Origin of the sequence: Amycolatopsis sp. NPDC051372 (assembly GCF_040682095.1) — a bacterium.
Lineage (GTDB): Bacteria > Actinomycetota > Actinomycetes > Mycobacteriales > Pseudonocardiaceae > Amycolatopsis.
The window spans coordinates 88,198-111,081 of the sequence record NZ_JBFBAF010000018.1; the positions used below are offsets into that span (position 1 = coordinate 88,198).

The 22,884-nt window shown below is 69.9% G+C and carries 24 protein-coding genes and 1 pseudogene; 11 read left to right on the plus strand and 14 right to left on the minus strand.

Annotated features, from left to right (window positions below; translation table 11 throughout):
- Window positions 1-12: 12 nt before the first annotated feature.
- Together AB0M56_RS26385 and AB0M56_RS26390 are read left to right on the plus strand one after the other, a co-directional pair.
- On the plus strand, window positions 13-444 hold the full coding sequence (locus AB0M56_RS26385; protein ID WP_364180336.1) for a MarR family transcriptional regulator: 432 nt from the start codon (window positions 13-15) through the stop codon (window positions 442-444).
- A gap of 209 nt (window positions 445-653) precedes the next feature.
- Window positions 654-1,913: an MFS transporter gene (locus tag AB0M56_RS26390; RefSeq protein ID WP_220247182.1), complete on the plus strand. Its 1,260-nt coding sequence runs from the start codon at window positions 654-656 to the stop codon at window positions 1,911-1,913.
- A 267-nt stretch (window positions 1,914-2,180) separates the two neighbouring features.
- Here AB0M56_RS26390 and AB0M56_RS26395 read toward each other — a convergent pair whose 3' ends face one another.
- From AB0M56_RS26395 to AB0M56_RS26415, 5 genes are all read right to left on the minus strand, one after another.
- Window positions 2,181-2,993 carry an arylamine N-acetyltransferase gene (locus AB0M56_RS26395; protein ID WP_364180338.1) on the minus strand — a complete coding sequence of 271 codons (813 nt, stop codon included), beginning with the start codon at window positions 2,991-2,993 and terminating at the stop codon, window positions 2,181-2,183.
- A gap of 98 nt (window positions 2,994-3,091) precedes the next feature.
- Window positions 3,092-3,715, minus strand: a complete 624-nt coding sequence (locus tag AB0M56_RS26400) for a superoxide dismutase (RefSeq protein WP_364180340.1) — start codon at window positions 3,713-3,715, stop codon at window positions 3,092-3,094.
- Between the two features lie 209 nt (window positions 3,716-3,924).
- Window positions 3,925-4,593 carry a biliverdin-producing heme oxygenase gene (locus AB0M56_RS26405; RefSeq protein WP_364180342.1) on the minus strand — a complete coding sequence of 223 codons (669 nt, stop codon included), beginning with the start codon at window positions 4,591-4,593 and terminating at the stop codon, window positions 3,925-3,927.
- Window positions 4,594-4,659: 66 nt separating this feature from the next.
- Complete coding sequence (locus AB0M56_RS26410; RefSeq protein ID WP_364180344.1) at window positions 4,660-5,277, minus strand: TetR/AcrR family transcriptional regulator; 618 nt, start codon at window positions 5,275-5,277, stop codon at window positions 4,660-4,662.
- Window positions 5,278-5,340: 63 nt separating this feature from the next.
- Complete coding sequence (locus AB0M56_RS26415) at window positions 5,341-6,840, minus strand: glutamate-cysteine ligase family protein (RefSeq protein ID WP_364180345.1); 1,500 nt, start codon at window positions 6,838-6,840, stop codon at window positions 5,341-5,343.
- 226 nt (window positions 6,841-7,066) lie between these two features.
- Here AB0M56_RS26415 and AB0M56_RS26420 point away from each other — a divergent pair, with 226 nt between their 5' ends.
- From AB0M56_RS26420 to AB0M56_RS26435, 4 genes are all read left to right on the plus strand, one after another.
- The gene (locus AB0M56_RS26420; protein WP_364180347.1) at window positions 7,067-7,909 is read left to right on the plus strand and encodes an RNA methyltransferase; all 843 of its coding nucleotides are present in this window, start codon (window positions 7,067-7,069) and stop codon (window positions 7,907-7,909) included.
- A gap of 101 nt (window positions 7,910-8,010) precedes the next feature.
- Window positions 8,011-8,139 (plus strand): hypothetical protein, encoded by a 129-nt coding sequence (locus AB0M56_RS26425; protein WP_364180348.1) that lies wholly within the window; start codon window positions 8,011-8,013, stop codon window positions 8,137-8,139.
- Between the two features lie 198 nt (window positions 8,140-8,337).
- A complete protein-coding gene (locus AB0M56_RS26430; RefSeq protein WP_364180524.1) occupies window positions 8,338-8,934 on the plus strand; it encodes a DUF2537 domain-containing protein in 597 nt (198 codons plus the stop codon).
- Between the two features lie 18 nt (window positions 8,935-8,952).
- On the plus strand, window positions 8,953-9,309 hold the full coding sequence (locus AB0M56_RS26435) for an MmcQ/YjbR family DNA-binding protein (protein WP_364180350.1): 357 nt from the start codon (window positions 8,953-8,955) through the stop codon (window positions 9,307-9,309).
- Here AB0M56_RS26435 and sepH read toward each other — a convergent pair.
- The 7 genes and pseudogenes from sepH to AB0M56_RS26470 form a co-directional block, all read right to left on the minus strand.
- Window positions 9,306-10,154 carry a septation protein SepH gene (sepH, locus tag AB0M56_RS26440; RefSeq protein WP_364180352.1) on the minus strand — a complete coding sequence of 283 codons (849 nt, stop codon included), beginning with the start codon at window positions 10,152-10,154 and terminating at the stop codon, window positions 9,306-9,308. The two genes, AB0M56_RS26435 and sepH, sit on opposite strands and share 4 nt — an antisense overlap.
- A gap of 272 nt (window positions 10,155-10,426) precedes the next feature.
- A complete protein-coding gene (serC, locus tag AB0M56_RS26445) occupies window positions 10,427-11,554 on the minus strand; it encodes a phosphoserine transaminase (protein ID WP_364180354.1) in 1,128 nt (375 codons plus the stop codon).
- A 116-nt stretch (window positions 11,555-11,670) separates the two neighbouring features.
- Window positions 11,671-13,017 (minus strand): serine hydrolase domain-containing protein, encoded by a 1,347-nt coding sequence (locus AB0M56_RS26450; protein ID WP_364180355.1) that lies wholly within the window; start codon window positions 13,015-13,017, stop codon window positions 11,671-11,673.
- A 24-nt stretch (window positions 13,018-13,041) separates the two neighbouring features.
- Window positions 13,042-13,665 (minus strand): response regulator transcription factor, encoded by a 624-nt coding sequence (locus AB0M56_RS26455; protein ID WP_220244584.1) that lies wholly within the window; start codon window positions 13,663-13,665, stop codon window positions 13,042-13,044.
- Complete coding sequence (locus AB0M56_RS26460; RefSeq protein WP_364180357.1) at window positions 13,662-14,834, minus strand: sensor histidine kinase; 1,173 nt, start codon at window positions 14,832-14,834, stop codon at window positions 13,662-13,664. Before AB0M56_RS26460 ends, AB0M56_RS26455 begins: the two co-directional genes overlap by 4 nt.
- A pseudogene (locus AB0M56_RS26465) lies at window positions 14,831-15,645 on the minus strand (ABC transporter permease). The gene AB0M56_RS26460 and the pseudogene AB0M56_RS26465 overlap by 4 nt, the downstream one beginning before the upstream one ends.
- Window positions 15,642-16,481, minus strand: coding sequence for an ABC transporter ATP-binding protein (locus AB0M56_RS26470; protein WP_364180358.1), 840 nt, complete (start codon window positions 16,479-16,481; stop codon window positions 15,642-15,644). The pseudogene AB0M56_RS26465 and the gene AB0M56_RS26470 overlap by 4 nt, the downstream one beginning before the upstream one ends.
- A gap of 228 nt (window positions 16,482-16,709) precedes the next feature.
- On the opposite strand from AB0M56_RS26470, the gene AB0M56_RS26475 reads away from it, so the two are divergent.
- Both AB0M56_RS26475 and AB0M56_RS26480 read left to right on the plus strand, forming a co-directional pair.
- Window positions 16,710-18,413: an SDR family oxidoreductase gene (locus AB0M56_RS26475; protein WP_364180526.1), complete on the plus strand. Its 1,704-nt coding sequence runs from the start codon at window positions 16,710-16,712 to the stop codon at window positions 18,411-18,413.
- 14 nt (window positions 18,414-18,427) lie between these two features.
- On the plus strand, window positions 18,428-19,015 hold the full coding sequence (locus AB0M56_RS26480; protein WP_364180528.1) for a TetR/AcrR family transcriptional regulator: 588 nt from the start codon (window positions 18,428-18,430) through the stop codon (window positions 19,013-19,015).
- Between the two features lie 56 nt (window positions 19,016-19,071).
- On the opposite strand, the gene AB0M56_RS26485 is transcribed toward AB0M56_RS26480, so the two are convergent.
- Complete coding sequence (locus AB0M56_RS26485; RefSeq protein ID WP_364180360.1) at window positions 19,072-20,217, minus strand: citrate synthase 2; 1,146 nt, start codon at window positions 20,215-20,217, stop codon at window positions 19,072-19,074.
- Window positions 20,214-20,369: a hypothetical protein gene (locus AB0M56_RS26490; protein WP_364180362.1), complete on the minus strand. Its 156-nt coding sequence runs from the start codon at window positions 20,367-20,369 to the stop codon at window positions 20,214-20,216. Before AB0M56_RS26490 ends, AB0M56_RS26485 begins: the two co-directional genes overlap by 4 nt.
- A 150-nt stretch (window positions 20,370-20,519) precedes the next feature.
- Here AB0M56_RS26490 and AB0M56_RS26495 point away from each other — a divergent pair, with 150 nt between their 5' ends.
- From AB0M56_RS26495 to AB0M56_RS26505, 3 genes are read left to right on the plus strand one after another with little or no spacing between them, the layout of a single operon-like run.
- Window positions 20,520-20,822 carry an urease subunit gamma gene (locus AB0M56_RS26495; RefSeq protein WP_220244579.1) on the plus strand — a complete coding sequence of 101 codons (303 nt, stop codon included), beginning with the start codon at window positions 20,520-20,522 and terminating at the stop codon, window positions 20,820-20,822.
- A gap of 9 nt (window positions 20,823-20,831) precedes the next feature.
- On the plus strand, window positions 20,832-21,152 hold the full coding sequence (locus AB0M56_RS26500; protein ID WP_364180364.1) for an urease subunit beta: 321 nt from the start codon (window positions 20,832-20,834) through the stop codon (window positions 21,150-21,152).
- Window position 21,153: 1 nt separating this feature from the next.
- A complete protein-coding gene (locus AB0M56_RS26505) occupies window positions 21,154-22,875 on the plus strand; it encodes an urease subunit alpha (RefSeq protein ID WP_364180366.1) in 1,722 nt (573 codons plus the stop codon).
- Window positions 22,876-22,884: the final 9 nt, after the last annotated feature.

A 22,884-nucleotide genomic window follows, 5' to 3' on the forward strand; every position in this document is an offset into this window, starting at 1 on the left:
TAAGCTAACTATATGTCCGGCGACACGCATGAGCGCTCCCTAGCGAGCCGCCTGCGTCTCGCGGTGGTCCGGCTCAACCGCCGGCTCCGGGCACAGCGCGTGGGCGACGACGTGACGTTGACGCAGACCGCGGCGCTGTCCACCTTGCACAAGTGCGGCCCGCTGACGCCTGGTCAGCTTGCCGCCAAGGAAGGCGTCCAGCCGCCCTCGATGACGAGGGTCATCGCCGCGCTCGAGGAGATGGGGTTCGTCGAGCGGCGCCCGCACCCGACCGATGGCCGGCAGGCCATCGTCGAGCTGTCCGACAGCGGCATGGCCTACGTGAAGAAGGCCATTTCCGTCCGGGAGGCGTGGCTGGATCGGCAACTGGCCGAACTCGGCGAGGAAGAGCTGGAAGTGCTCTCCCGCGCCGCTGAGATCATCGACAGGATGGCGGGGAACTAACACCGGTGGCGACCACGGGTAGCGAAGCAGAGCGTACGACCGAAACCATTGCTACCCGGGACACGGCGCCACAGCCGGCCAGCCCGCCCGCGTCCGGACCACCCGGCACCCCAGCGCAGCGCACCCCGAGCCTGCCCGACGGCGCCGATCACGTGCGCAAGGAACCGGCCGAACCCGACAGACCCGCGGAGCCCAAGCGCGGCAAGGGCATGTTCGCGTCGCTGCGCGTGCGCAACTACCGGCTGTTCTTCACCGGCCAGGTCATCTCCAACGTCGGCACCTGGATGCAGCGCATCGCCCAGGACTGGCTGGTGTTCCAGCTCTCGGGCAACAACCCGGTCGCGCTGGGGATCGCCGTCGCGTTCCAGTTCACGCCCACACTGCTGCTGTCGCTGCAGGCCGGCGTGATCGCGGACCGCGTGGACAAGCGGCGGCTGCTGATCCTCATCCAGAGCGTCAACTGCTTGCAGGCGACGCTGCTGGGCGTACTGAATCTGACCGGTGTCGTGCAGATCTGGCACGTGTACCTGCTGTGCATGATGCTCGGCATCACCTCGGCGATGGAGGTGCCGACGCGGCAGTCGTTCGTGGCCGAGATGGTGGGCCGCGACCAGATCGCCAACGCCGTGGCGCTGAACTCGTCGATCTTCAACCTGGCGCGCATCGTCGGCCCGGCCATCGCCGGGTTCGCGATCACCTGGGTGGGCACCGGCTGGCTCTTCATCGCCAACGCGGTGAGCACGATCGCCGTGGTCACCGGGCTGGCGATGATGAACCCCGCCAAGCTCTTCCGCGGCCCCGCGATCCCCCGCGCGAAGGGCCAGCTCATGGAGGGCCTGCGCTACGTGCGCCACCGCTCCGACCTGGTCACGGTGATGGTGCTGATGTTCTTCGTCAGCACGTTCGGGATCACCTACTTCACGTCGCTGCCGATCGTCGCCGCCAACGTCTTCCACACCCAGGCCGACGGTTACGGTCTGTTGTCCACGCTGGTCGCCGTGGGGACCTTCGTGGGCGCGCTGTTGTCCGCGCGCCGCGGGATCAAGAGCCGGCCCCGCGTGCGGCTCATGCTGATCTCCGGCGCGCTGCTCGGCCTGTTCGAGTTCGTCACGGCGTTCATGCCGACGTACCTGACCTTCGGCCTCGGCCTCATCCCGCTCGGCTTCGCCACCATCACGTTCCTGAACACGGCCAACGCGCTGGTGCAGACGTCCGTCTCGCCCGAGATGCGCGGCCGCGTGATGGGCATCTACGTGCTGGTGCTGATCGGCGGCAACCCGATCGGCGGTCCGATGACCGGCTGGATGGCCGACGCGTTCGGCGGCCGCTCGCCGTTCTACATCGGCGGTGCGATCTCCCTGATCGCCGCCGTGGTGTGCGCGCTGGTGCTCATCCGGCGCGGCGGCGTCTCGCTGCCCGTGCGCCGATTCGGCAACGGCCTGCGTGTGCTCAAACGCGAACGCGTCTGACCTGCGGCTTCGAAGGGCACCTCGGTTCGCCGGGGTGCCTTTCACGTTTTTCGGGGACTTTTCACGCCCTCACCCGGACGAGTGAGAGGTGGGTCTCCGCAAGAGGGGGCTTGCCGGAGCTGCTGAGGTTAGGCTAACCTCATACACGTCCGCTTCGTGGTGGGAGCGGCAGTCAGTTCGGGAACGGACGGAGCCCCGCACCTGGGAACCCCAGGAGCGGGGCTCCGTTCATATACGAGGGTCTTGGGCAAAGCGTCCTTCACCGGCTCAGGACGGGTTCATGGTCGGGTCGGCCGCGGGCTCCGTCAAGGGGTACTCACCTGGTGGGGTCGGCAGCCGCGAGAGCTCCAGGCCGAAGTACACGCGGTACGCGGTGCGCACGGCGTCGTCTGTGCCCAGCGGCAGCTCGTTGCGCACGCCGTCGACCGTCTCGATCAGCCGGTTCCCCGACAGCGTCACGCGGCCCTGAGACGTCGGGCGCGAGCACGTGAGCCGCCGGGTGAAGCCCGAAAGCGGCGACGTCGACTGCCACCACGCCATCGGCACGAAGTCCGTCAGCGGCCGCGTGCGCGCCTCCAAGCGGTACACGGGCTCACCGTCCATGACCACGTCCACGTCGCCGAACGGGGCGTCCAGGAAGAGGAACTCACCGTCCGGATCGGCCTGGACCTCTACGGCCGAGAGGCGCAGCGGGCCACGGCTGAAGCGGCCGAAACCGACGTCCACCAGCCACTGTTCGCCGTCGAGCTCCACGACCACGGCCGCGTGGTCCAGCGGCGGCCCGGGCTTGCCCTCGTCGGTGAAAACCTGCGCGCCGCGCAACGCGGCGTCGAAGCCGAGCTCGCGCAGCAAGGCCGAGAAGAGCCCGTTGAGCTCGTAGCAGAAGCCGCCGCGCCGGCGGCGCACAATCTTGTCGAACAGCGCTTCCTCGGTCAGCTCGATGGGTTCACCGAGGTGCACGCTCAGGTTTTCGAACGGCACGCGTTCGAGGTGGCGCTCCTGCAACTGCCGAAGGGCCGCGAGGTCGGCCTTGGCGGGCAACGCGAGGTCGAGGCGGGCGAGGTAGGCGTCGACGTCCATGACCCCAGCCTCACACCTGGAGTGCACTCGAAGTCAAGCGAGAAACGAAAAACGGGGTCCTCCGAGAAGGAGAACCCCGCTTTGCCGAGATGGCAGGCTCAGCCGAGCAGCAGGCCGTTGCCGCCGGCGACGGCGTTGTCGAAGCGCTTGCTGATCTCACCCCAGTTGAAGATGTTCCACAGGGCCTTGACGTAGTCCGGCTTCACGTTCTTGTAGTCCAGGTAGAACGCGTGCTCCCACACGTCGACCAGCAGGATCGGCGTGGTCGGCAGGATCAGGTTGTTGTGGTGGTCGCGCAGCTGCTGGGTGATCAGCGTCTTGCCGATCGGGTCCCAGGAGAGCGCACCCCAGCCGTTGCCCTGGATCGTGGTGGAGACGGCGGTGAACTGCGCCTTGAACTTGTCGAAGGAGCCGAACGCGTCGTCGATCGCCGCGGCCAGTTCGCCGGTCGGCTTGTCGCCGCCTTCCGGGGAAAGGATCTTCCACCAGACGACGTGGTTCGCGTGGCCGGCCAGGTTGAAGGCCAGCGTGGTCTCGAGACCGACGATGTTGCCGAAGTCGCCGGCTTCGCGCGCTTCCGCGAGCTTGTCGAGCGTGTCGTTCGCGCCCTTGACGTAGGTCGCGTGGTGCTTGCTGTGGTGCAGCTCGTTGATCTGACCGGAGATGTGGGGCGCGAGAGCGCCGTAGTCGTAGTCGAGATCGGGCAGGTTGTACCGGGCCATTGGCCCTCCTTCAGTCTTCGACACAAGTTCCTACTACCGAACCTAGTAGCACACCCGGGTTCGCGGCGACCGGGGGCGGCCTCCGTGCCACTGGGTGGACCCACTCGTTCGGCCACTGCGTACCCGGGTGGGCACTGTGCGAAACCGAGCTTTGTACCTCCACCAAACTGGAGGTCAACTTCTTGTGATCAGCCTCATCCGCCCGGGCGTCAGGCGAGCCGGTAGCGGTCCAGGCCGAGTGCCAGCTCGTCGAACACGGCGACGTTGTGCTCGAAGGCGACCAGTGTCTCGTTGATCACCCGGGCGCGGGCGTCGTCGTCCCACGGCGCGGCGTCGAGCTTCGCGCGGTAGCGGTCGCGGAACGCGGGCGCGCTGCCGATCTCGTCGAAGTGGTAGAACAGCGAACCCGCCTGGGCGAGGTCGAAGTTCTTCTCCAGCAGCCGCCGGATGATCTGGCCGCCCGCGATGTCACCCAGGTAGCGCGTGTAGTGGTGCGCCACGTACCCGCCGGCCCACGCCGACGCTTCGGCGATGCGCGCGGCGTACGCCTCCGTGCTGGCGAGCGGCCGGATCTCGGTGCGCCAGGCCGGCCCGGCGAGGCGCGTGAGGTCGCGCTCGAGCGCGGGCAGCCGGCGCAGCTCGTCGAACACGAACTCGCGGCCCACGGCGTCATCGATCATCGTGTCGCTGACGCGCTCGATGGCCTGGTAGATGAAGTAGTACTGGATCGCGAGCTGCGTGTAGCCCTCCAGCGAGAGCTCGCCGCCGAGCAGCGCGTTCATGTATGTGGAGTGGTTGGCCCGGTCGTGCACGCCCCTGGTCGACTCCCGCAGCTGTCCGGAGAACGGCCGGGCTTCGAGCTCAGTGGTCACCGACATGGCGGCACCTCTCTTTCTGACAAGCTGTCAGATAGAGCGTAGGCCACGATGGGGGCTTAGGCTACCCTAAATTGAACCGTGATCCGGAAGTTCACTCGAACCGACGGCCTGCAAGACGAACTGCACGGCCGCCTCGATCACGCCGGCCAGCCGCTCGGCGGGCACGTCGATCACCTGCCGTGTCCCCAGTGCCGCGGTGATCATGGGGACCACCACGTCCACGTCCTGCGCGGGCCAGCTGCCGGCGCCGACGCCCGCGAGCAGTACCGCGCGCAGCTGCCCGGTGATCGGGTCGGCGTGGGCGCTGATGCGCCGGTAGGCCGCGGGCGCGAGCGCCGATTCCAGCGCGCCGCCGGGCGGCAGGTGGTGCTCGGCGAGCACGTGCAGCTGCAGCCGGACGAACGTCGCCAGCTGCGCGATCGGGTCCGTCTCGGCTTCCACGGCCGCGCGCAGCCGCTCGACGTAACGCGCCGCCTCGTCCTCGACGAACGCGACGAGCAGGCTTTCCTTGTCGGGGAAGTGGTTGTACAGCGCGGTCCGACCCAGCCCGGCCTCGGCGGCGACGCCGGCGAGCGTGATCGCGTCGAAGCCACGCTCGTACAGCTGCGCGCGCAGCACCTCGAACACCCGCGCGCGAACCTCGCGCCGGTGCGCTTCGAGCGAGCCGCCGAGTACCTTCGGCACCGTTGTTCCCCTGCCTGCCTGAGACCTGCTCCAGCCACCCTAAGGCCGGACGGGGGCTCGTACTCAGTCGGTGAGCGACCAGGTGTGCACGGGTTCGCCGGCGGCCGAGAGCTCGAGGTAGCGGCCCAGCATGCGGTTGAGCGCCGTCTCGCGGTCGGCGCCGCGGTCCTGCGCGCGCAGCACGTAGTCGCGCTGCCAGGCGGCGCCGCTGCGCCGCGCGAGGCAGCGCCGTTCGATCACGCCGAGGTACTTCACGCGGGCCTCGTCGGACACGCCGGAGCGGCGCAGGCCCTCGTGGGCGAGCGGCAGGAGCACGCGCAGCGCGAGCTCGTCTGGCGGGATCCAGCCGATGCCCGGCCAGTACAGCTGCGCATCGAAGCCCTTGCGCGCGCCCGCGTAGAGGTTCTCCTCCGCGGCCTGGAACGACATCTGCGTCCACACCGGGCGTTCCTGCTCGGCCAGCGCACGCTGGGCGCCGTAGAAGAACGCGGCGTTGGCCACGATGTCGACGATCGTGGGCCCGGCCGGCAGCACGCGGTTCTCGACACGCAGGTGCGGCAGGCCGTCGACGACGTCGTACACCGGCCGGTTCCAGCGCCAGATCGTGCCGTTGTGCATGCGCAGCTCGGTGAGCTTCGGCGCCTGGCCCGACTCCAGCGTCTCGATCGGGTCTTCCGTGTCGGTCTGCGGCAGCAGGCCCGGGAAGTACCGCACGTTCTCCTCGAACAGGTCGAAGATCGACGTGATCCACCGCTCGCCGAACCACACCCGCGGGCGGACGCCCTGGTTCTTCAGCTCTTCCGGGCGGGTGTCGGTGGCTTGCTGGAACAGCGGGATGCGCGTCTCGTGCCACAACGCCTTGCCCAGCAGGAAGGGCGAGTTGGCGGCCAGCGCCGTCTGTACGCCGGCGAGGCACTGCGCCGCGTTCCAGTGCGCGGCGAATTCCTCAGGCGCCACCTGGAGATGCAGCTGAACCGACGTGCACGCGGCTTCCGGCAGGATGGATTCCGCGAAACTGCGCAGCCTTTCCGGCTGTTCGCCCGGAAGCGCCGCGCCGTCCATGGAAAGCGCGATTCGCTCACCGCGCGCGGCGAAGATCTGGTCGTTCAGCGACGAATACCGTGCGTTGTTGGTGAGCCATTTCTGATCGAAGTGTTCTTGACGCAGTGTCGGCAGGATCCCGATCATCGCGAGTGTCGAACCGGCGTCGGTGGCCTTGGCTGATGCTTTGCCGAGGTATGCGCGCAGATCGTCTTCCAGCTGCAGAGCCGAATCGCCGGCGAGCGGGCGCGGCGGCACGTTCAGCTCGAGGTTGTGCTGCCCGAGTTCAGTGGTGAACGACGGGTCGTCGAGCGCTTCCAGCACCGCCGTGTTGGTCATCGACGGGCGCAATTGCCCGTCGACGAGGTTCAGCTCCACCTCGAGCCCGATATTCTTGCGGGGAAAGGAAAAGCTGCCGTCCGTGAGCATCCGGGCGAGCGTGTCGAGACAGCGCTGGACCTTGCGGCGGTACCGTCCTCGGTCCAGCTGGTCGAACGGTTTCGCCGAAAGATCGGTACCCATGTCTGACGCGCTCCTTGGCTGCTGTCCGCAGGTGTCCGGGCGGGGACTGCCAGGCCGCCCACGGTCGCACAGTGCGGCGCATCCGGGCTAGCGGCCAAACTGGTGCTCTCCGTCACGGGGGGTTGACTGTGCGCAAAAATGGCCCATTCGTACCAGAGTTATCCGGTCGTTCGGACCAGCTTTGTACCGGGCAGGGTCCCGGCATGCGGATGTCACACTGTGCGGTGTGGCTGAACTGATCTTCACCGAGGATCCCGAAGATCCCCGGCTCGACGATTTCCGCGACTTGTCCACTGCGGACCGGCGACCGGACCGTCCCGGTGGGCGGGGACTCGTGATCGCGGAAGGCGCCGTAGTGGTCGAGCGGATGCTCGCTTCGCGGTACCCCGTGCGAGCGTTGCTCGGCGTGGAACGGCGGGTGCGTGACCTCGACCTTTCCGGCGTCGACGCGCCCGCGTATGTGACTTCGGCGGAGACGATGGCTTCCGTGGTGGGGTTCCACCTCAACCGCGGGGTGCTGGCGGTGGCCGATCGTCCGGCGCCGCCCGCGGTTTCGGAGATCATCGCCGGGGCGCAGGTGCTCGCCGTGCTCGAAGGAGTCGGCGACCACGAGAACCTCGGTTCGATCTTCCGCAACGCGTCCGCGCTCGGTGTCGACGGTGTCCTGCTCGGGCCGGGTTGTTCGGATCCGCTGTACCGGCGCAGCGTGCGCGTGTCGATGGGCCACGTGCTCCGCGTGCCCTTCGCTCCGCTGGACGGGTGGCCCGACGGACTGAACCTCTTGCGGGAAAGCGGTTTCACCGTGGCGGCGCTCACACCGCGGCCGGGATCCGTTCCGCTGCGCGGACTGCGCGAGAAGGTCGGCGAGCGCGTGGCGCTGATGCTCGGCGCCGAGGGACCCGGGCTCACCGAGGAGGCGATCACGGCGGCGGATCTGGCCGTGCGCATCGAGATGGTGCCGGGCGTCGACTCGCTGAACGTCGCCACCGCCGCCGCGGTCGCGTTCCACGAGGTCGCCGCCACGCGTGGAGGTGCTCACCCTTCCGGGATACCCATTTCGCGCCGGTAACCACCGGCGGAGATGTCGATCGGTCAACGACGTTGGTCCGTCCGGCCTCGCCCGCGCGGCAACCCTTGGCATCGGCGGGCCTGCGCGGCTATTTTCGCGCGGTGATCAACATTCGGGTGAGCCGGATTTCGCCGGCTGTTGATCTGGGCATGGAGTCCGACGACTTCGAGGCCCCTGCGGCCGGGTTCGCGAACTCGGCGCACCCGATCGACGCCGAGCACAGCGTGTGATGGCGGCGGGGGCGGCACGCCGGTGGCGGTGGAGGAGTTGCTCGACGCGCGGCTCTGAGTTCGGGCGCTTTCCGCGCCGGGTGCCGGTCCCGCCGGGAGGCTCGCGGGGCTTACGCTGCTGCGGGCAGGTGCGGGCAGACGCAGTCGCGTTCGACGGCAGGCACCTGCGGGTGGGAAATGCCCAGCGGGAGGACGTCAGTGGAGCTGCGGATCCGGGGCGAGCGCGCAGTGCTCGCAGGCCCGGGTGGCGAGGGTGCGCGCGAAGTCGACCCGCGGCGGTTGGCGATCGGGCCGGACCTGGCGCAGGCGCTGCACGAGTGGGCGCGCGTCGCGTCGGCGGTGTCGCGGGCGGGGGGCGACGCGGAGGTCGCGACGTCCGTCGTGTCGCAGCGGGGGCGGCAGCTGGCCGGGCGGCTGGCGACGGTGATGGGGACGACGGTGCGGTTCGTGGATCCGGTGTCCGGCGTCGAGACGGTGATCGACCCGCCCGCGCGCGTGGTGGCGCGGCGGCGTGGGATGCCTGGAGCCGCGACTGAGCCGACGCCTTGGCTGACCGGGCTGACGGTGTCGGCGTTCGCCGCGGTGCTCGTCGCCGTGGCGATGCTCGCGCTGGCGGGAACCCTCGCACGCGAGACGAGCGCGTGGATCGCGGTGGTGGCGTCGGTCGTGGTGACGGCCGGGATCGGGCCGTCGCTGTGGCTCGGGCGGCGGCTGCCGATCGTGCGGTGGGCGGTGTACGGCGCGGGCGCGGGGATCATCGCGGCGTGGTTGGGTGTGCTGGCGATCGTGCTCTGACCGGCCGATACTGGCCCGATGGCGCCCCTCGACGAGTTGCGCAAGCTGTGCCTCGCGCTGCCCGAGTCCACCGAACGGCTCAGCCACGGCGAGCCGACGTGGTTCGTGCGCGGCAAGAAGACGTTCGTGACGTTCGCGAACCACCACCACGACGACGGACGCCTGGCCTTCTGGTGCCCGGCGCCGCCCGGTGCGCAGGAGGACCTCGTGCGCACCGAGCCGGAACGATTCTTCCGCCCGCCCTATGTCGGGCACCGCGGCTGGCTCGGCGTGCGCCTCGACGTGGACGTCGACTGGGCCGAGATCGACCACATCGTGCGCGACGCCTACCGGCTGGTCGCGCCGAAGTCGCTGGCCGTGCTCCTCGGGGACTAGCCGCGCTGGGAACGCACGCCCAGCAGGACGTCTTCCCACGAAGGCACGATGGGGTGGTTCTTCTTGGGCTTCGCGCGCGGCTGGTCGTCGTCGGCGGCCTCGTCGTCGGACGGGACGCGCGGGATCTCCCGGGTGTCGTCGTCCTCCTCGTGCGGCTCGGCGGGCGCCTCGATCGCCAGCCGCTCGTCCTCGGCCGAATCCAGCGTCGGCTGCACGACGGCGTCACGCGCCGGGTCGAGGGCGCGGACCGTGCGCGGCGGGCGGTAGGAGTTGGGGTTGAGCAGCACCTCGGCGTTCTCGTCGAGGGCGTGCACGGTGCCGCCGTGGGCGCCGGGCGAGAAGGACCAGTGGGCGCGGTTGTCGGAGCGCCCGGCCTTCCACTGCAGCACGACGACCCACTTGCCGTCGTCGCCACGCCAGGAGTCCCAGCGGGCCTGGCTGTAGTCGTGGCCACGGACGCCGAACGCGTACGCGATCACCTCACCGAGCGTCTGCACGTCGGGCCCGTCTTCGCGGACAGGGTGGGCGCTCTGGGCGAGGTCGGCCGTGCGCGAGCGCTCCAGCAGTACGGGGTAGGCGTACCGTTCCACGCGCTGCGCCGAGACGCCGGCGCCGCTCGCGACCTGTTCGACGGACTCGCCGGCGCGGATTCGCGCCTGGATCTCGCGTGGCCGCATCTGGCTCTCCAACTCGATTTCGATCTGGCCCAGCCGGGCGATGTCCCCCCTAGCCGCCGCTCGCAGTGTTTCATCGGCCGGGAGCAGGAAGCGGGTACGGCTCGCCGGGTCCTCGAGCACGATGGACTTGCCGTCCTCGTGCAGCCCGACCACCCGTAGCGCCCGCATTTCTCGCCTCCCCGATCTTCACCTTTGTGGGTGCTCACGTTAGAACGGCGCGTCGGCTTGACGTGCGAGGCGCGCCGATGCATCACCCAACCGTCACCTTTTTTGGCGACGGTCTCCGTCATCCTCCCGGGCCCGCTCACCGGGAGCCCGTGGGACACGCCGACCACGTTCCGTCACGAATGAGTGGTGTTCTGTGTTCGTCGCGCAACGCACGACGGGCCCCTCCCGGAGTGAGAGGGGCCCGTCGTGTGCGGAACTCAGCGGTGCGGAGCTCAGCCCAGCCGCTCGACGACGTACTCGATGCTCTGCGTGAGCTTCGTGATGTCGTCGGGGTCGATGGCCGGGAACAGGCCGATGCGCAGCTGGTTGCGGCCCAGCTTGCGGTACGGCTCGGTGTCGACGATGCCGTTGGCGCGCAGCACCTTGGCCACAGCGGCGGCGTCGACCTCGTCGGCGAAGTCGACGGTGCCGACGACCTGCGAGCGCAGTTCCGGGTCCTTCACGAACGGCGTGGTGTAGGAGGTCTTCTCGGCCCACTCGTAGAGCCGGTTCGACGAGTCCTGCGTGCGCGCGGTCGTCCAGGCGAGCCCGCCCTGGCCGTTCATCCACTCGATCTGGTCGGCGAGCAGGAAGAGCGTGGCCACGGCCGGGGTGTTGTACGTCTGGTCCTTGCGCGAGTTGTCCAGCGCCGTGGTGAGCGACAGGAACTCGGGGATCCAGCGGTCACCGCCGCCGAGCTCGCCGATGCGCTCGACCGCGGCCGGCGACGCGAGGGCGATCCACAGGCCACCGTCGGACGCGAAGGACTTCTGCGGCGCGAAGTAGTAGACGTCGAAGTCCTCGGCCTTCACCGGCAGGCCGCCGGCGCCGGACGTCGCGTCGATCGCGACCAGCGCGCCGTCACTGCCCTCGGGGCGACGCACCGGCACCGCGACACCGGTCGAGGTTTCGTTGTGCGCCCAGCCGACGAGGTCGGCACCGGTTTCGTACGCGATGTCGGGCGCGCTGCCCGCGTCCGCCTTCACGATGATCGAGTCGGCGAGGAACGGCGCCTTGTTCGTGACGCTCGCGAACTTCGAGGAGAACTCGCCGTAGGTGAAGTGCTGCGCGCGCTCGCGCACGAGCCCGAACGCGGCGGCGTCCCAGAACGCGGTGGTGCCGCCGTTGCCGAGGATGACCTCGTAGCCCTCCGGCAGGGAGAACAGCTCGGACAGCCCCGCGCGCACGCGCCCGACCAGCGACTTCACCGGCTTCTGGCGGTGCGATGTGCCGAGGTAGGTGTGGCCGGACTCAGCCAGCTTGGCGAGCTGCTCGTCACGGACCTTGGACGGTCCGCAACCAAAGCGCCCATCGGCCGGCTTGAGGTCTTCGGGGATGCTCAACTCCGCTGCGTCGGTCATGTGGGCAGTCTCTCAGGTCGGGATGCGCCTGCTCAATGCGGTGGGGAGGTGTCCGACATGTGGAATCGGACACCCCGGCCGCTCCCGGCGAACGGGACACACCCAGGCCGGAACGCTCAGCGCCACCCGTTCTCGTCGACACCGCCCGGAATCGGCGCGGCGGGGTCGTACGGGGTGCGGGTGAAGATGAACGTCGCGAGGTCGAGGTGGTTCGCCGTGCCCGACGCGTCGCGTCCGACGATGAGGGTCTCGCCGGCGTAGTACCCGTCGAGGCCGAGCCAGGTGTCCGGGCCAGTGGACCGGAAGCGGGACGCGCGCCCGCCGCCGTTGGCGGGGTCGAGCGAGATGAGGTCCGACCCGAGCACTCGCAGGTGGTACGGCGTCGGGCCCCAGTGCCACAGGCCCGTGAGCGCGAGCAGTGCCGGGTCCACAGTGGACGGCTCCCACTCGTCGGGCAGCGCGGGCTCGAGCTCGTCGGTCATCGTGAGCAGGTCGAGGGTCAGCTGCGTGATGCCGACGCCCGCGGTGGCGTTGGTGAGGCACAGCGCGCCGGTGCCGGTGTTGGCGTCGACGAGGGACGCGGCGAGGAAGCCGGGCATCGAGCCGGTGTGGCCCGCGAGGTGGCGGCCCTCGTAGCGAACCACCATCACGCCGAGGCCGAAGCCTGTGGTCCAGACCTCGGCGTCGTCGACGGTGTTCATCGTCCGCATCTCGGCCACGGTGTCCTCGCTCAGCACGCCACCGGTGTGGCCGCCGATGAACGAGGTCCAGCGGCCGAGGTCCTTGACCGTCGACCAGAGCTGGCCGGCCGGGGCCATCGCGCCGGCGTCGGGTGAGGGCTCGGGCAGCAGGACGTCGGCGAACGGGTGCACGGCGAAGCCTTCGGCGTGCGCGCCCTGGGGGTGCGGCGTCGTTCGGGTCATGCCCAGCGGCGTGAGGATCTCCTCGCGCACGACGTCGAACCACGGCTTCCCACGCAGGCGAGCCACGAGCTCGCCCAGCACGCCGAAGCCGACGTTGGAGTAGTGGAACTTGAAGCCGGGACGCAGTTTCGTCGCGTCCTTGTCGAGGCTCGCCACGAGCGCGGCCCAGTCGCCGCCCGGCGTGCGTTCCCACCACTGGCCCGGCGACTCCGAAGTGAGGCCGGAGGTGTGCGAGAGCAGCTGCGCCACCGTCGCCGTGGCGAACGCCGTGCCGGGCAGATGCTTCTCGATCGGGTCGGTGAGCTCGAGCCGGCCCTCGTCGCGCAGGCGCAGCACGGCCGTGGCGATCATCGTCTTGGTGATCGAGCCGAGGCGGTACTGCGTGTCGTCGTCGGGGCGCGCGGAGCCGACGCGGCCGCGCGCGCCGGACCACACGAGGTTCCCGTCGCGCACCACGGCGGCGAGGAGGGACGGCGTGCGGGAGGACGCCTGCTCCCGCGCGAGCCGGCGGTACAGGGCGAGTTCGGTGGAAGCGAGCATGCGGGCCATTCTGCCCCGCGCGGGTCAGCCCAGCAGCTGCCGGTCCAGCGCCGTGGTCACGGCCGCGGTGCGGTCGGACACCCCGAGCTTGCCGAACACGCGCAGCAGGTGCGTTTTCACCGTTGCCTCGCCGATGTGCAGCGAGCGCCCGATTTCGGCGTTCGTCAGTCCCTTCGCGACCAGCCGCAGCACCTCGACCTCGCGCGCCGACAGCGGCGACGCGGGTTCCGGGTTCCGCACGCGGTTCACGAGCTTGCCCGCCACCGACGGCGCCAGCACCGTCTCGCCGCGCGCCGCCGCCCGGATCGCGCCGGCCAGCTCGGCGCGGGACGCGTCCTTGAGCAGGTACCCCGCCGCGCCCGCCTCGACGGCCCTCAGGATGTCGGCGTCGGTCTCGTACGTGGTGAGCACGACGATCCGCCGCTTCGGCGTCTCCTTGAGGATGCCGCGGATCGCGCCGACGCCGTCGAGGCCCGGCATGCGCAGGTCCATCAGCACGACGTCGGGCTGCTTCACGCGGTCGAGCGCGATGGCTTCGTGGCCCGAGCCCGCTTCGCCGACGACGGTCAGATCGGCCTCGGCCTCGAGCATCCCGCGCAGGCCTTCGCGCACCACGGGGTGGTCGTCGACCAGCATGATCGTGATCACGCGGGCACCTCCAGCTCGAGTTCCGTACCGCCGTCCGCGCCGCCGCGCAGGCTCAGCCGGCCGCCCACCTGCTCCACGCGCGAACGCATCCCGCGCAGGCCGAAGCCCTCGGTGGGCGCGTCGGGGGAGAAGCCGCGGCCGTCGTCGCGCACGCGCAACCGTACCGTTCCGTCCACAGCGGACAGCCGCACCAGCACCGAGTCCGCGCCCGAGTGCTTGCGGACGTTGGCCAGTGCCTCCTGCGCGCCGCGCAGCAGCACGACCTCGGTGGCCATGGCCAGCGGTGGCAGGGGATCGTCCACTTCGTACTCGACGTGCAGGCCGGCTTCGTCGGCGAGGCGCTCGGCCGCGCGGCGCACCGCGTCGGTGAGGGTCCCGGCCGCGAGGTCCGAAGGTGCGAGCGCCGCCACCATCGCGCGGGCCTCGGCGAGGTTCTCGCGGGCCGTGGCCGACGCCAGCGCGAGGTGCCGGCGGACCGCCACCAGGTCGGTGTCCAGTTCGGACTCGATGGCCTGCGTGAGCGTGACGATGCTGGTGAACCCCTGCGCCAGCGTGTCGTGGATTTCGCGCGCCAGGCGTTCGCGTTCGGCCGCCGTGCCGGCCTCGCGCGAGAGCCGCGAGACCTCGGCCTGGCTGTCTTCCAGCTGCCGGATGAGCTCGGCGCGCGCGGCGCTCTGCTTGATGACGTCGGTGGTGAACTTGCCGGCCAGCACGCTGAACACCACGAGGATCGCGGTCATCGGCAGCAGGATCGGCAGGCTCGGGTTCTCCCAGCCGCCACGGACGACGGCGGCCACCGGGTCCAGCAGGATCAGCACCGTCGTGAGCACGATGCCCGGGCGGATCTCCTGCAGCATGAACAGCATCGGGCACGCCATGAACAGGATGAACGAGGCCGTGGTGTCCGAGAAGATCGCCGTGGCCACGAGCACGACCAGCACACTTGTCGCGACAATGCGGGGCACGGGGTTGTCGTCGGTGCGTACGATCCGGCGCCCGGCAGCGAAATAGCTGAGCAGCAGCGCCGCGAGCGCCGTCTCCGCGACCACCTTCTCCGCCAGGGAGACGTCGTCGAAGAGCACCAGGAGGGCGGTCGCCAGGTAGACGACCGCGAACAGCACCTCCCAGACCCAGAACGAGCGCTCCCACGCGTCGTCCGGGGCGCTCACTTCGGTTCGTTCGTCCACCGGAACGTGACCGCGCGAGCACGAGCCCAGCCACGCACCAGGCGCCGAGCACCAGCGCCACCGTCGGAAGTTCCCATGACCCCGCCATCTCCTGACTCGCGGCCGCCTCCGGGAGGAAGACCGACCGGAAACCCTGGCAGATCCATTTCAGCGGGAAGAAGGACGCGATGTCGACCATGATCTTCGGCAGGTGCGTGATCGGCGTGACGAACACACCCGAGATGAACTGCAGTACCAGGTAGACCAATTGCACCACGGCCACCGTGCCGTTGGCCGTGCGGGTGAGCGAGCTGATCGAGATGCCGAGCAGCGTCGAGGAGATCACGCCGAGCAGCATCACCCAGACCAGCGTGGCCCACTTCTCGCCGTCGGTTGGCAGCTTCAGCCCGAACAGCAGCATCGCGACCGCGGACATGATCACCGTCTGCGCCACGCTCGTCACGAGCACCATGATCATCTTGCCGATGAAGTACGACGCGGCGGGCATCGGCGTGCCGTGCAGGCGTTTGAGCGCGCCCACCTCGCGGTCGGCCGCGATCCCGATGCCGACGCTGTTGAACGACGTCGACACGATGCCCGCGCCGATCATGCTCGCGGCGAGCAGCTGGCCCGACGAGACGCCGGCCTGTCCGGTCGGTCCGTCCAGAATGGACCCGAGCAGGATCATCAGCACCGCGGGCAGGGAGAAGGTGAAGACCACCTGCTCCTTGTTGCGGAAGAACTGCCGCAGCTCGAAACTGCCTCGCGCGGCGCCGAGGGTGAAGGTGCCCGGGAGGGCGAGTGCGGTGCTCACGATTTCTCCCCGATCAGTTCAAGGTAGATGTCCTCCAGGCTGGGGCGCGTCACGGTGAGGCCGGTGAGCTCCCTCGTCCCACCGGACACCTGCATGACGAGTTTCGTCGGGTACGCGGTGCGTTCCTCGTGCTCCCCGGTTTCGTCGCTCCACCGCACGATCGCCTCCGCCTGGCCGCGGCCGCCGAGCGTTTCGGGGGTCCCCTGGGCGACCACGCTGCCTTCGGCGATCACCACGAGCCGATCGGCCAGCGCCTCCACCTCGTCGAGGTAGTGCGAGGTCAGCAGGATCGTGGTGCCCTCCTTCGCGAGACCTTCGATCAGGCCCCAGAACTGCCGCCGCGCCTCTGGGTCGAAACCCGTGGTGGGCTCGTCGAGGAAGAGCAGCTCGGGCCGGCCGATGATGCCGAGCGCCACGTCGACGCGACGGCGCTGCCCGCCCGAAAGCGACTTCACGCGGGCGCCGGCCTTCTCGGTGAGCCCGACCTGGTCGATCACCGCCTCCGGGTCTCGCGGGTTGGGGTAGTACTTCGCGAAGTGCCGCACGGTTTCCGTGACGGTCAGTTCGGCCGCGTCGGTCGCGGTCTGCAGCACGATGCCGAGGCGGGAGCGCCATACGCGCCCGGCCTTGCCGGGGTCTTCGCCGAGCACATCGGCTTCGCCGGACGTGCGCTGCCGATGTCCTTCGAGGATCTCGACGGTCGTGGTCTTGCCCGCGCCGTTGGGCCCCAGAAGCGCGAACACCTCACCGTGGTGGATGTCGAGGTCGAGGCCACCCACGGCGACGCGGCCGGGGTACTCCTTGCGCAGTCCGCGCACCCTCACTGCTGTGGTCATGGGTCAATCCTGCGGCCACGCACCGTCGCCGCGGGACGTCCGGCCAGTGGAATCCGGCTGTCCACCGAACGGTGGACAAGAGCCGGTGTTTCCCGTGGAACCAGCGAAAACGCCGTTGCGAACCCCGAAAATCACCCGCTGCACGAACGCCCGGCAGCGGCAACCGCCGCCGAGGTGAACCGCCACTATTGACAAATTGCCTAACATGACAGAATGTCTCACAAGCAGGTGACCGCCAGTGACGGTGTCCGCCTCTCGGTCCGCGTGACCGGCGCCGCGGACGGACCCACGGTCGTGCTCGTCCACGGCTACCCGGACAACGGCTCGATGTGGGACGGCGTGGCCGCCGAGCTCGGCCGTCGCCACCGCGTCGTGGTTTACGACGTGCGCGGTGCGGGCGAGTCCGACAAGCCGAAGGCGCGCAGCGCGTATCGCCTCGACCAGCTCGCCTCCGACCTCGTCGCGGTCATCGACGCCGTGCAACCGACCGGCAAGGTCCACCTGCTCGCCCACGACTGGGGCTCGATCCAGACCTGGCACGCGGTCACCGGCGACGAGCTGCGCGGGCGGATCGCGTCGTACACGTCGATCTCCGGCCCGAGCCTCGACCACGCCGGCGCGTGGTTCCGCGCGCAGCTGCGGCGGCCGTCGGGTCTGCCGCGTGCACTGAGGCAATTCCTGCACTCGTACTACATCCTGCTCTTCCAGCTCCCGCTCGTGCCGGAGCTGGGCTGGCGCTCGGGGATCGTGCCCGCGTTGATCCGCCGGCTGGACCCGGCCGCGGGAAACGTCTCGACGGCCGACGCCGTGCACGGCCTGAAGCTCTACCGCGCCAACATGTTCACGCGCCTGTCCCGGCCCGCGCCGCGTTCGGCCGACGTGCCGGTGCAGGTGCTCGCGCCGACCGGCGACGCGTTCGTGACCACGCCGCTGCAGACGGAGATCTCGCGCTGGGTGCCGGACCTGCGCGTGCGGCGGCTCACGGGTTCGCACTGGATCGCGCGCAGCAACCCGGACGTCATCGCCTCGGCTACGGCGGAGCTGATCGACCACGTCGAGGGCGGCGAGGAGAGCCGGGCGTTGAAACGCGCTCGCGTCGGCGACGCCGGGCGTGGCCGCTTCGCCAACCAGCTCGTGGTCGTCACCGGGGCCGGCAGCGGCATCGGGCGGGCGACCGCGCTGGCGTTCGCCGACGAAGGTGCCGACGTGATCGTCACCGACCTGGACAAGGTCGCGGCGACGGAGACGGCGAAGCTGGCGCGGGACAAGGGCGTCGAAGCCGGTGAGTACACAGTGGACGCTGCCGACGGCGACGCGATGGCCCGGTTCGCCGAGCAGGTGCGCGCGGAGTTCGGGGTGCCCGACATCGTGGTGAACAACGCCGGGATCGGGATGTCCGGGCCGTTTCTGGACACGTCGCTCGCCGACTGGGAGAAGGTCGTGGACGTGAACCTGTGGGGCGTGATCCACGGGTGCCGCGCGTTCGCGCCGATGATGGTCGAGCGCGCCGAGGGCGGGCAGATCGTGAACCTCGCGTCGGCCGCCGCGTACCTGCCGTCGAAGGTGCTCACGGCGTACGGGACGACGAAGGCCGCGGTGCTCGCGCTGAGCGTCGGGCTGCGGGCGGAGCTGGCGGGTGACGGCATCGGCGTCACGGCGATCTGCCCGGGTCTGGTGAACACCAACATCACCAGCACCACGCGATTCGTCGGCGTCGCGCCGGACGAGGAAGCGCGGCGGCAGAAGGCGTCGACGAAGCTCTACGCGCGGCGCGGCTTCGGCCCGGAGAAGGTGGCGCGCGACATCCTGCGGGCCGTCGAGCGCGACCGCGCGATCCAGCCGTCGACTCCTGAAGCGAAGGTCGCGCTGGTCCTGTCGCGCCTGACGCCCGGCCTGCTGCGCGCGGCGGCGAAACTGGACGTCACGCCATGAGCCGCCCGCGCCGGATGACCCCGCAGGCCCGGCGCGACGACCTGATCGCCGCCGCGCTGGACCTGTTCGGCAGCCGCGCGCCGGAGCTGGTGACGGTGGACGACATCGTCGCGCGCGCCGAGGTGTCGCGGCCGCTGTTCTACCGCTACTTCCCGAGCCTGCGCGAGCTGCAGGTCGAGGCGCTGCGCACGGTGACCGACGGCCTCGTCGACGGCCTCGCGCACCTCGAGAAGGGGCCACCGGAGGACCGGCTGCGTACAGCCGTGCGGGGGCTCATCGACGTGGCCGACCACTACCGCGCGGGCTACGTCGCCTTGCTGCGCAGCGGTTCCGTGATCGCGACCTCGGAGACGGACGCGGCCATCGACGAGGTGCGCAACCGGTCCGTGGAGCTGATCCTCGACGCGCTGGGCCTGGCCGAGCCGTCGCCGCTGGTGCTGCTCACGCTGCGGTGCTGGACCGCCGTGGTCGAGGGCGCGCTGCTGTCGTGGCTTCAGGAACGCGACGTGCCCCGCGAAATCCTCGACGGCTGGCTCGTCGACCAGCTCACGGCGATGCTCACCACGACCGCCGCCCACGACCCGGCGCGCGTTTCCCCGTGAAACGCCGTGAAGGGCACCTCGAGAGTCCTCGAAATGCCCTTCACGCCAAGCGCCGGTCAGTGCTTGGTGACGGTTTCCCAGCCCTCGACGTCCTCGGGCTTGCGGGGCTCCGGGCCCACGTACTTCGCCGACGGGCGCACGAGGCGGCCGGTCTGCTTCTGCTCCAGGATGTGCGCCGCCCAGCCGGCGGTGCGCGCGGAGGAGAACATCGCCGGCATCATGTGCGGCGGCACCTTCGCGAAGTCCAGGATCACGGCGGCCCAGAACTCCACGTTCGTCTCGATCGGGTGGTCCGGGCGGCGCTCGCGCAGCTCGGTCAGCGCGGCCTGCTCCAGCGCCGCGGCGACCTCGTAGCGCTCGGAGCCGAGCTCCTGGCAGGTGCGGCGCAGCACGCGGGCGCGCGGGTCCTCCGCGCGGTACACGCGGTGGCCGAAGCCCATCAGGCGCTCCTTGCGGTCGAGGATGCCCTTGACCAGGCCTGCGGCGTCACCGGTCCGCTCGACCTCTTCGATCATCGGCAGCACGCGCGCGGGCGCCCCACCGTGCAGCGGGCCCGACATCGCGCCGATGGCACCCGAGAGCGCGGCGGCCACGTCGGCACCGGTCGACGCGATCACGCGCGCGGTGAAGGTCGACGCGTTGAGGCCGTGCTCGGCGGCGGAGACCCAGTACGCGTCGAGCGCCTTCACGTGGGCCGGGTCCGGCTCGCCGCGCCAGCGCACCATGAAGCGCTCGGTGATCGTCGAGGCCTCGTCGACCTTCGACTCCGGCACGGCCGGCTGCGAAATGCCGCGCGCGGACTGCGCGATGTAGGACAGCGCCATCACCGACGCGCGCGCGAGCTGGTCGCGAGCCTGCTCGTCGGTGATGTCGAGCAGCGGTTCGTAACCCCAGATCGGCGCCAGCATCGGCAGCGCCGCCTGTACGTCCACGCGCACGTCGCCCGTGTGCACCGGGAGCGGGAACGGCTCGGCGGGCGGGAGCCCGTTGCCGAACCGGCCGTCGACGAGAAGGCCCCACACGTCCCCGAAGCTCACCTTGCCGGCGAGGTCCTCGATGTCGACACCGCGGTACCGCAGCGCGCCGCCGTCCCGGTCGGGTTCGGCGATTTCGGTGCGGAACGCCACCACGCCTTCGAGGCCGGGGCGGAAGCCGTCGTCGGCTTGGTCGGAGTTCGTCTGCTTGATGGTGGAGGTAGTCACTTCGCGAACCTTTCGATGCGCATTTCCCCGGCTTTGTCTGACCACTCGCGCTGACGGGATACACGCAACTCGGCGCGCCTCATCGCACGGTTGGACAAACTTTGCTCCTCCGCCGAGCCGTGGGCAATGAAAGATGTGGTGGTTTCGGTCACGATTCCGAGAACGATTCAGTCCAGGAAGGCGTGTCGCGGCAAGTTCTTCGGCAACGGGCTGTGACCGAGCCCGAAGACGGGCGGTGTACCGGAGGTAAATCCTGTGTTTCCGAACCCGGCGACGCGGCGGGCCGGTGATACACCTGTCGCATGCACCTGAGCCCGCAGGAACGCGACAAGCTGCTGGTCCACGTCGCCGCCGATGTCGCGCGCCGCAGGCTCGACCGCGGCGTGCTGCTCAACTACCCCGAGGCCGTCGCGCTGATCACCGACCACGTGCTCGAAGGGGCGCGCGACGGGCTTTCCGTAAGCGAGCTCGCATCGAGCGGCCGCAGCGTGCTCTCGCGTGCGCAGGTGCTTTCCGGAGTGCCCGAAATGGTCGACTCCGTGCAGGTGGAGGCCACTTTCCCGGACGGGACGAAACTCGTCACCGTGCACGACCCGATCGTCTAGGAGAAGCGCGTGCGGCCAGGCGAGATCATTCCCGGCGACGAGCCCGTGGAGCTGAACCCCGGACGGGAGAGGGTGCGGCTGCTCGTGCGCAACCTCGGTGACCGGCCCGTGCAGGTCGGTTCGCATTACCACTTCGCGGCGGTGAACCCGGGGCTGGAGTTCGACCGCGAAGCCGCGCGCGGGCACCGGCTCGACGTTCCGGCCGGGACGTCGGTGCGGTTCGAGCCGGGCGTGGAGCGAGAAGTCGATCTTGTTCCGCTGGGGGGAAACCGGCGGGTGCCTGGGTTGCGTGCCGAATGGCGGCTTGTCGAAGGCGCTGGAGAGTTCTGAAATGCCCCGAATCGATCGTGAGCGTTATGCGGAATTGTTCGGTCCGACCACCGGTGATCGGATCCGGCTGGCCGACACGGACCTGCTCATCGAGGTGACCGAAGACCGGTCGGCGGGTTCGTCGGGTTCCGGCGACGAGGTGCTCTTCGGTGGCGGCAAGGTCATCCGCGAGTCGATGGGCCAGGGCATGGCCACGCGCGCGGAAGGGGCCCCCGACCTGGTCATCACCGGCGCCGTGATCCTTGACCACTGGGGTGTCGTGAAGGCCGACGTCGGCGTGCGCGACGGGCGGATCGTAGGCATCGGCAAGGCCGGCAACCCCGACACGATGGACGGTGTCGACCCGGCGCTCGTGATCGGTCCGGCCACGGAAGTCCTGTCGGGCAACGGGAAAATCCTCACCGCCGGCGGCATCGACTGCCACGTGCACTTCGTCTGCCCGCAGCTCGTGGACACCGCGCTCGCCGCCGGCCTGACCACGCTCGTGGGTGGCGGCACCGGGCCGAACGAGGGCACCAAGGCCACCACCGTCACGCCCGGCGCGTGGAACCTCGGCCGCATGCTGTCCGCAATGGACGGTTACCCGGTCAACGTCCTGCTGCTGGGCAAGGGCAACACCGTGCGCCACGAGGCTCTGCGCGAGCAGCTGGCCGGCGGTGCCGGCGGGTTCAAGCTGCACGAGGACTGGGGCAGTACGCCCGCCGCCATCGACGCGTGCCTCACCGTGGCCGACGAGTCCGGCGTGCAGGTGGCCATCCACACCGACACGCTGAACGAGGCCGGCTTCCTCGAGTCCACTGTGGAGGCGATCCGCGGCCGCTCGATCAACGCCTACCACACCGAAGGCGCCGGCGGCGGCCACGCGCCGGACATCATCCAGGTCGTCTCGCTGCCGCACATCCTGCCGTCCTCGACCAACCCGACGCGCCCGCACACCGTCAACACACTCGACGAGCACCTCGACATGCTCGTGGTCTGCCACCACCTCAACCCGTCGGTGCCCGAGGACCTGGCGTTCGCCGAGAGCCGGATCCGGCCGAGCACCATCGCCGCCGAGGACGTGCTGCACGACCTCGGCGCCATCTCGATGATGAGCTCCGACTCGCAGGCCATGGGCCGCATCGGCGAGGTGATCATCCGGACCTGGCAGACCGCGCACGTGATGAAACGCCGCCGCGGCGCCCTGCCCGGCGACGGCGCGGCCGACAACCTACGCGCGCGTCGTTATGTCGCCAAGTACACGATCAACCCCGCCATCGCCCACGGCATGGACGCCGAGATCGGCTCGGTGGAGGTCGGCAAGCTCGCGGACCTCGTGCTGTGGGAACCGAAGTTCTTCGGCGTGCGCCCGCACGTGGTGCTCAAGGGCGGCTTCCCGGCGTGGGCGGCGATGGGGGACGCGAACGCGTCGATCCCCACTCCGCAGCCGGTGCTGGCGCGGCCGATGTTCGGGGCCGTGCCCCGGGTGGCCGCCGCGTCGAGTCTCCATTTCGTGGCGCCGGAGGCGCTCAGTTCAGGACTGGTCGAGACGTTCGGCATCAACCGGCCGCTGGTCGCCGTCGCGAACACGCGGGCGCGGACCAAAGCCGACATGGTGCTCAACGACGCGACCCCGGACGTGCGCGTGGAGCCCGACAGCTTCGCAGTGCTCGTGGACGGTGAGCTGATCGAGCCGATGCCGGTGGCGGAGCTGCCGATGGCCCAACGGTACTTCTTGTTCTGATGGAGCTTC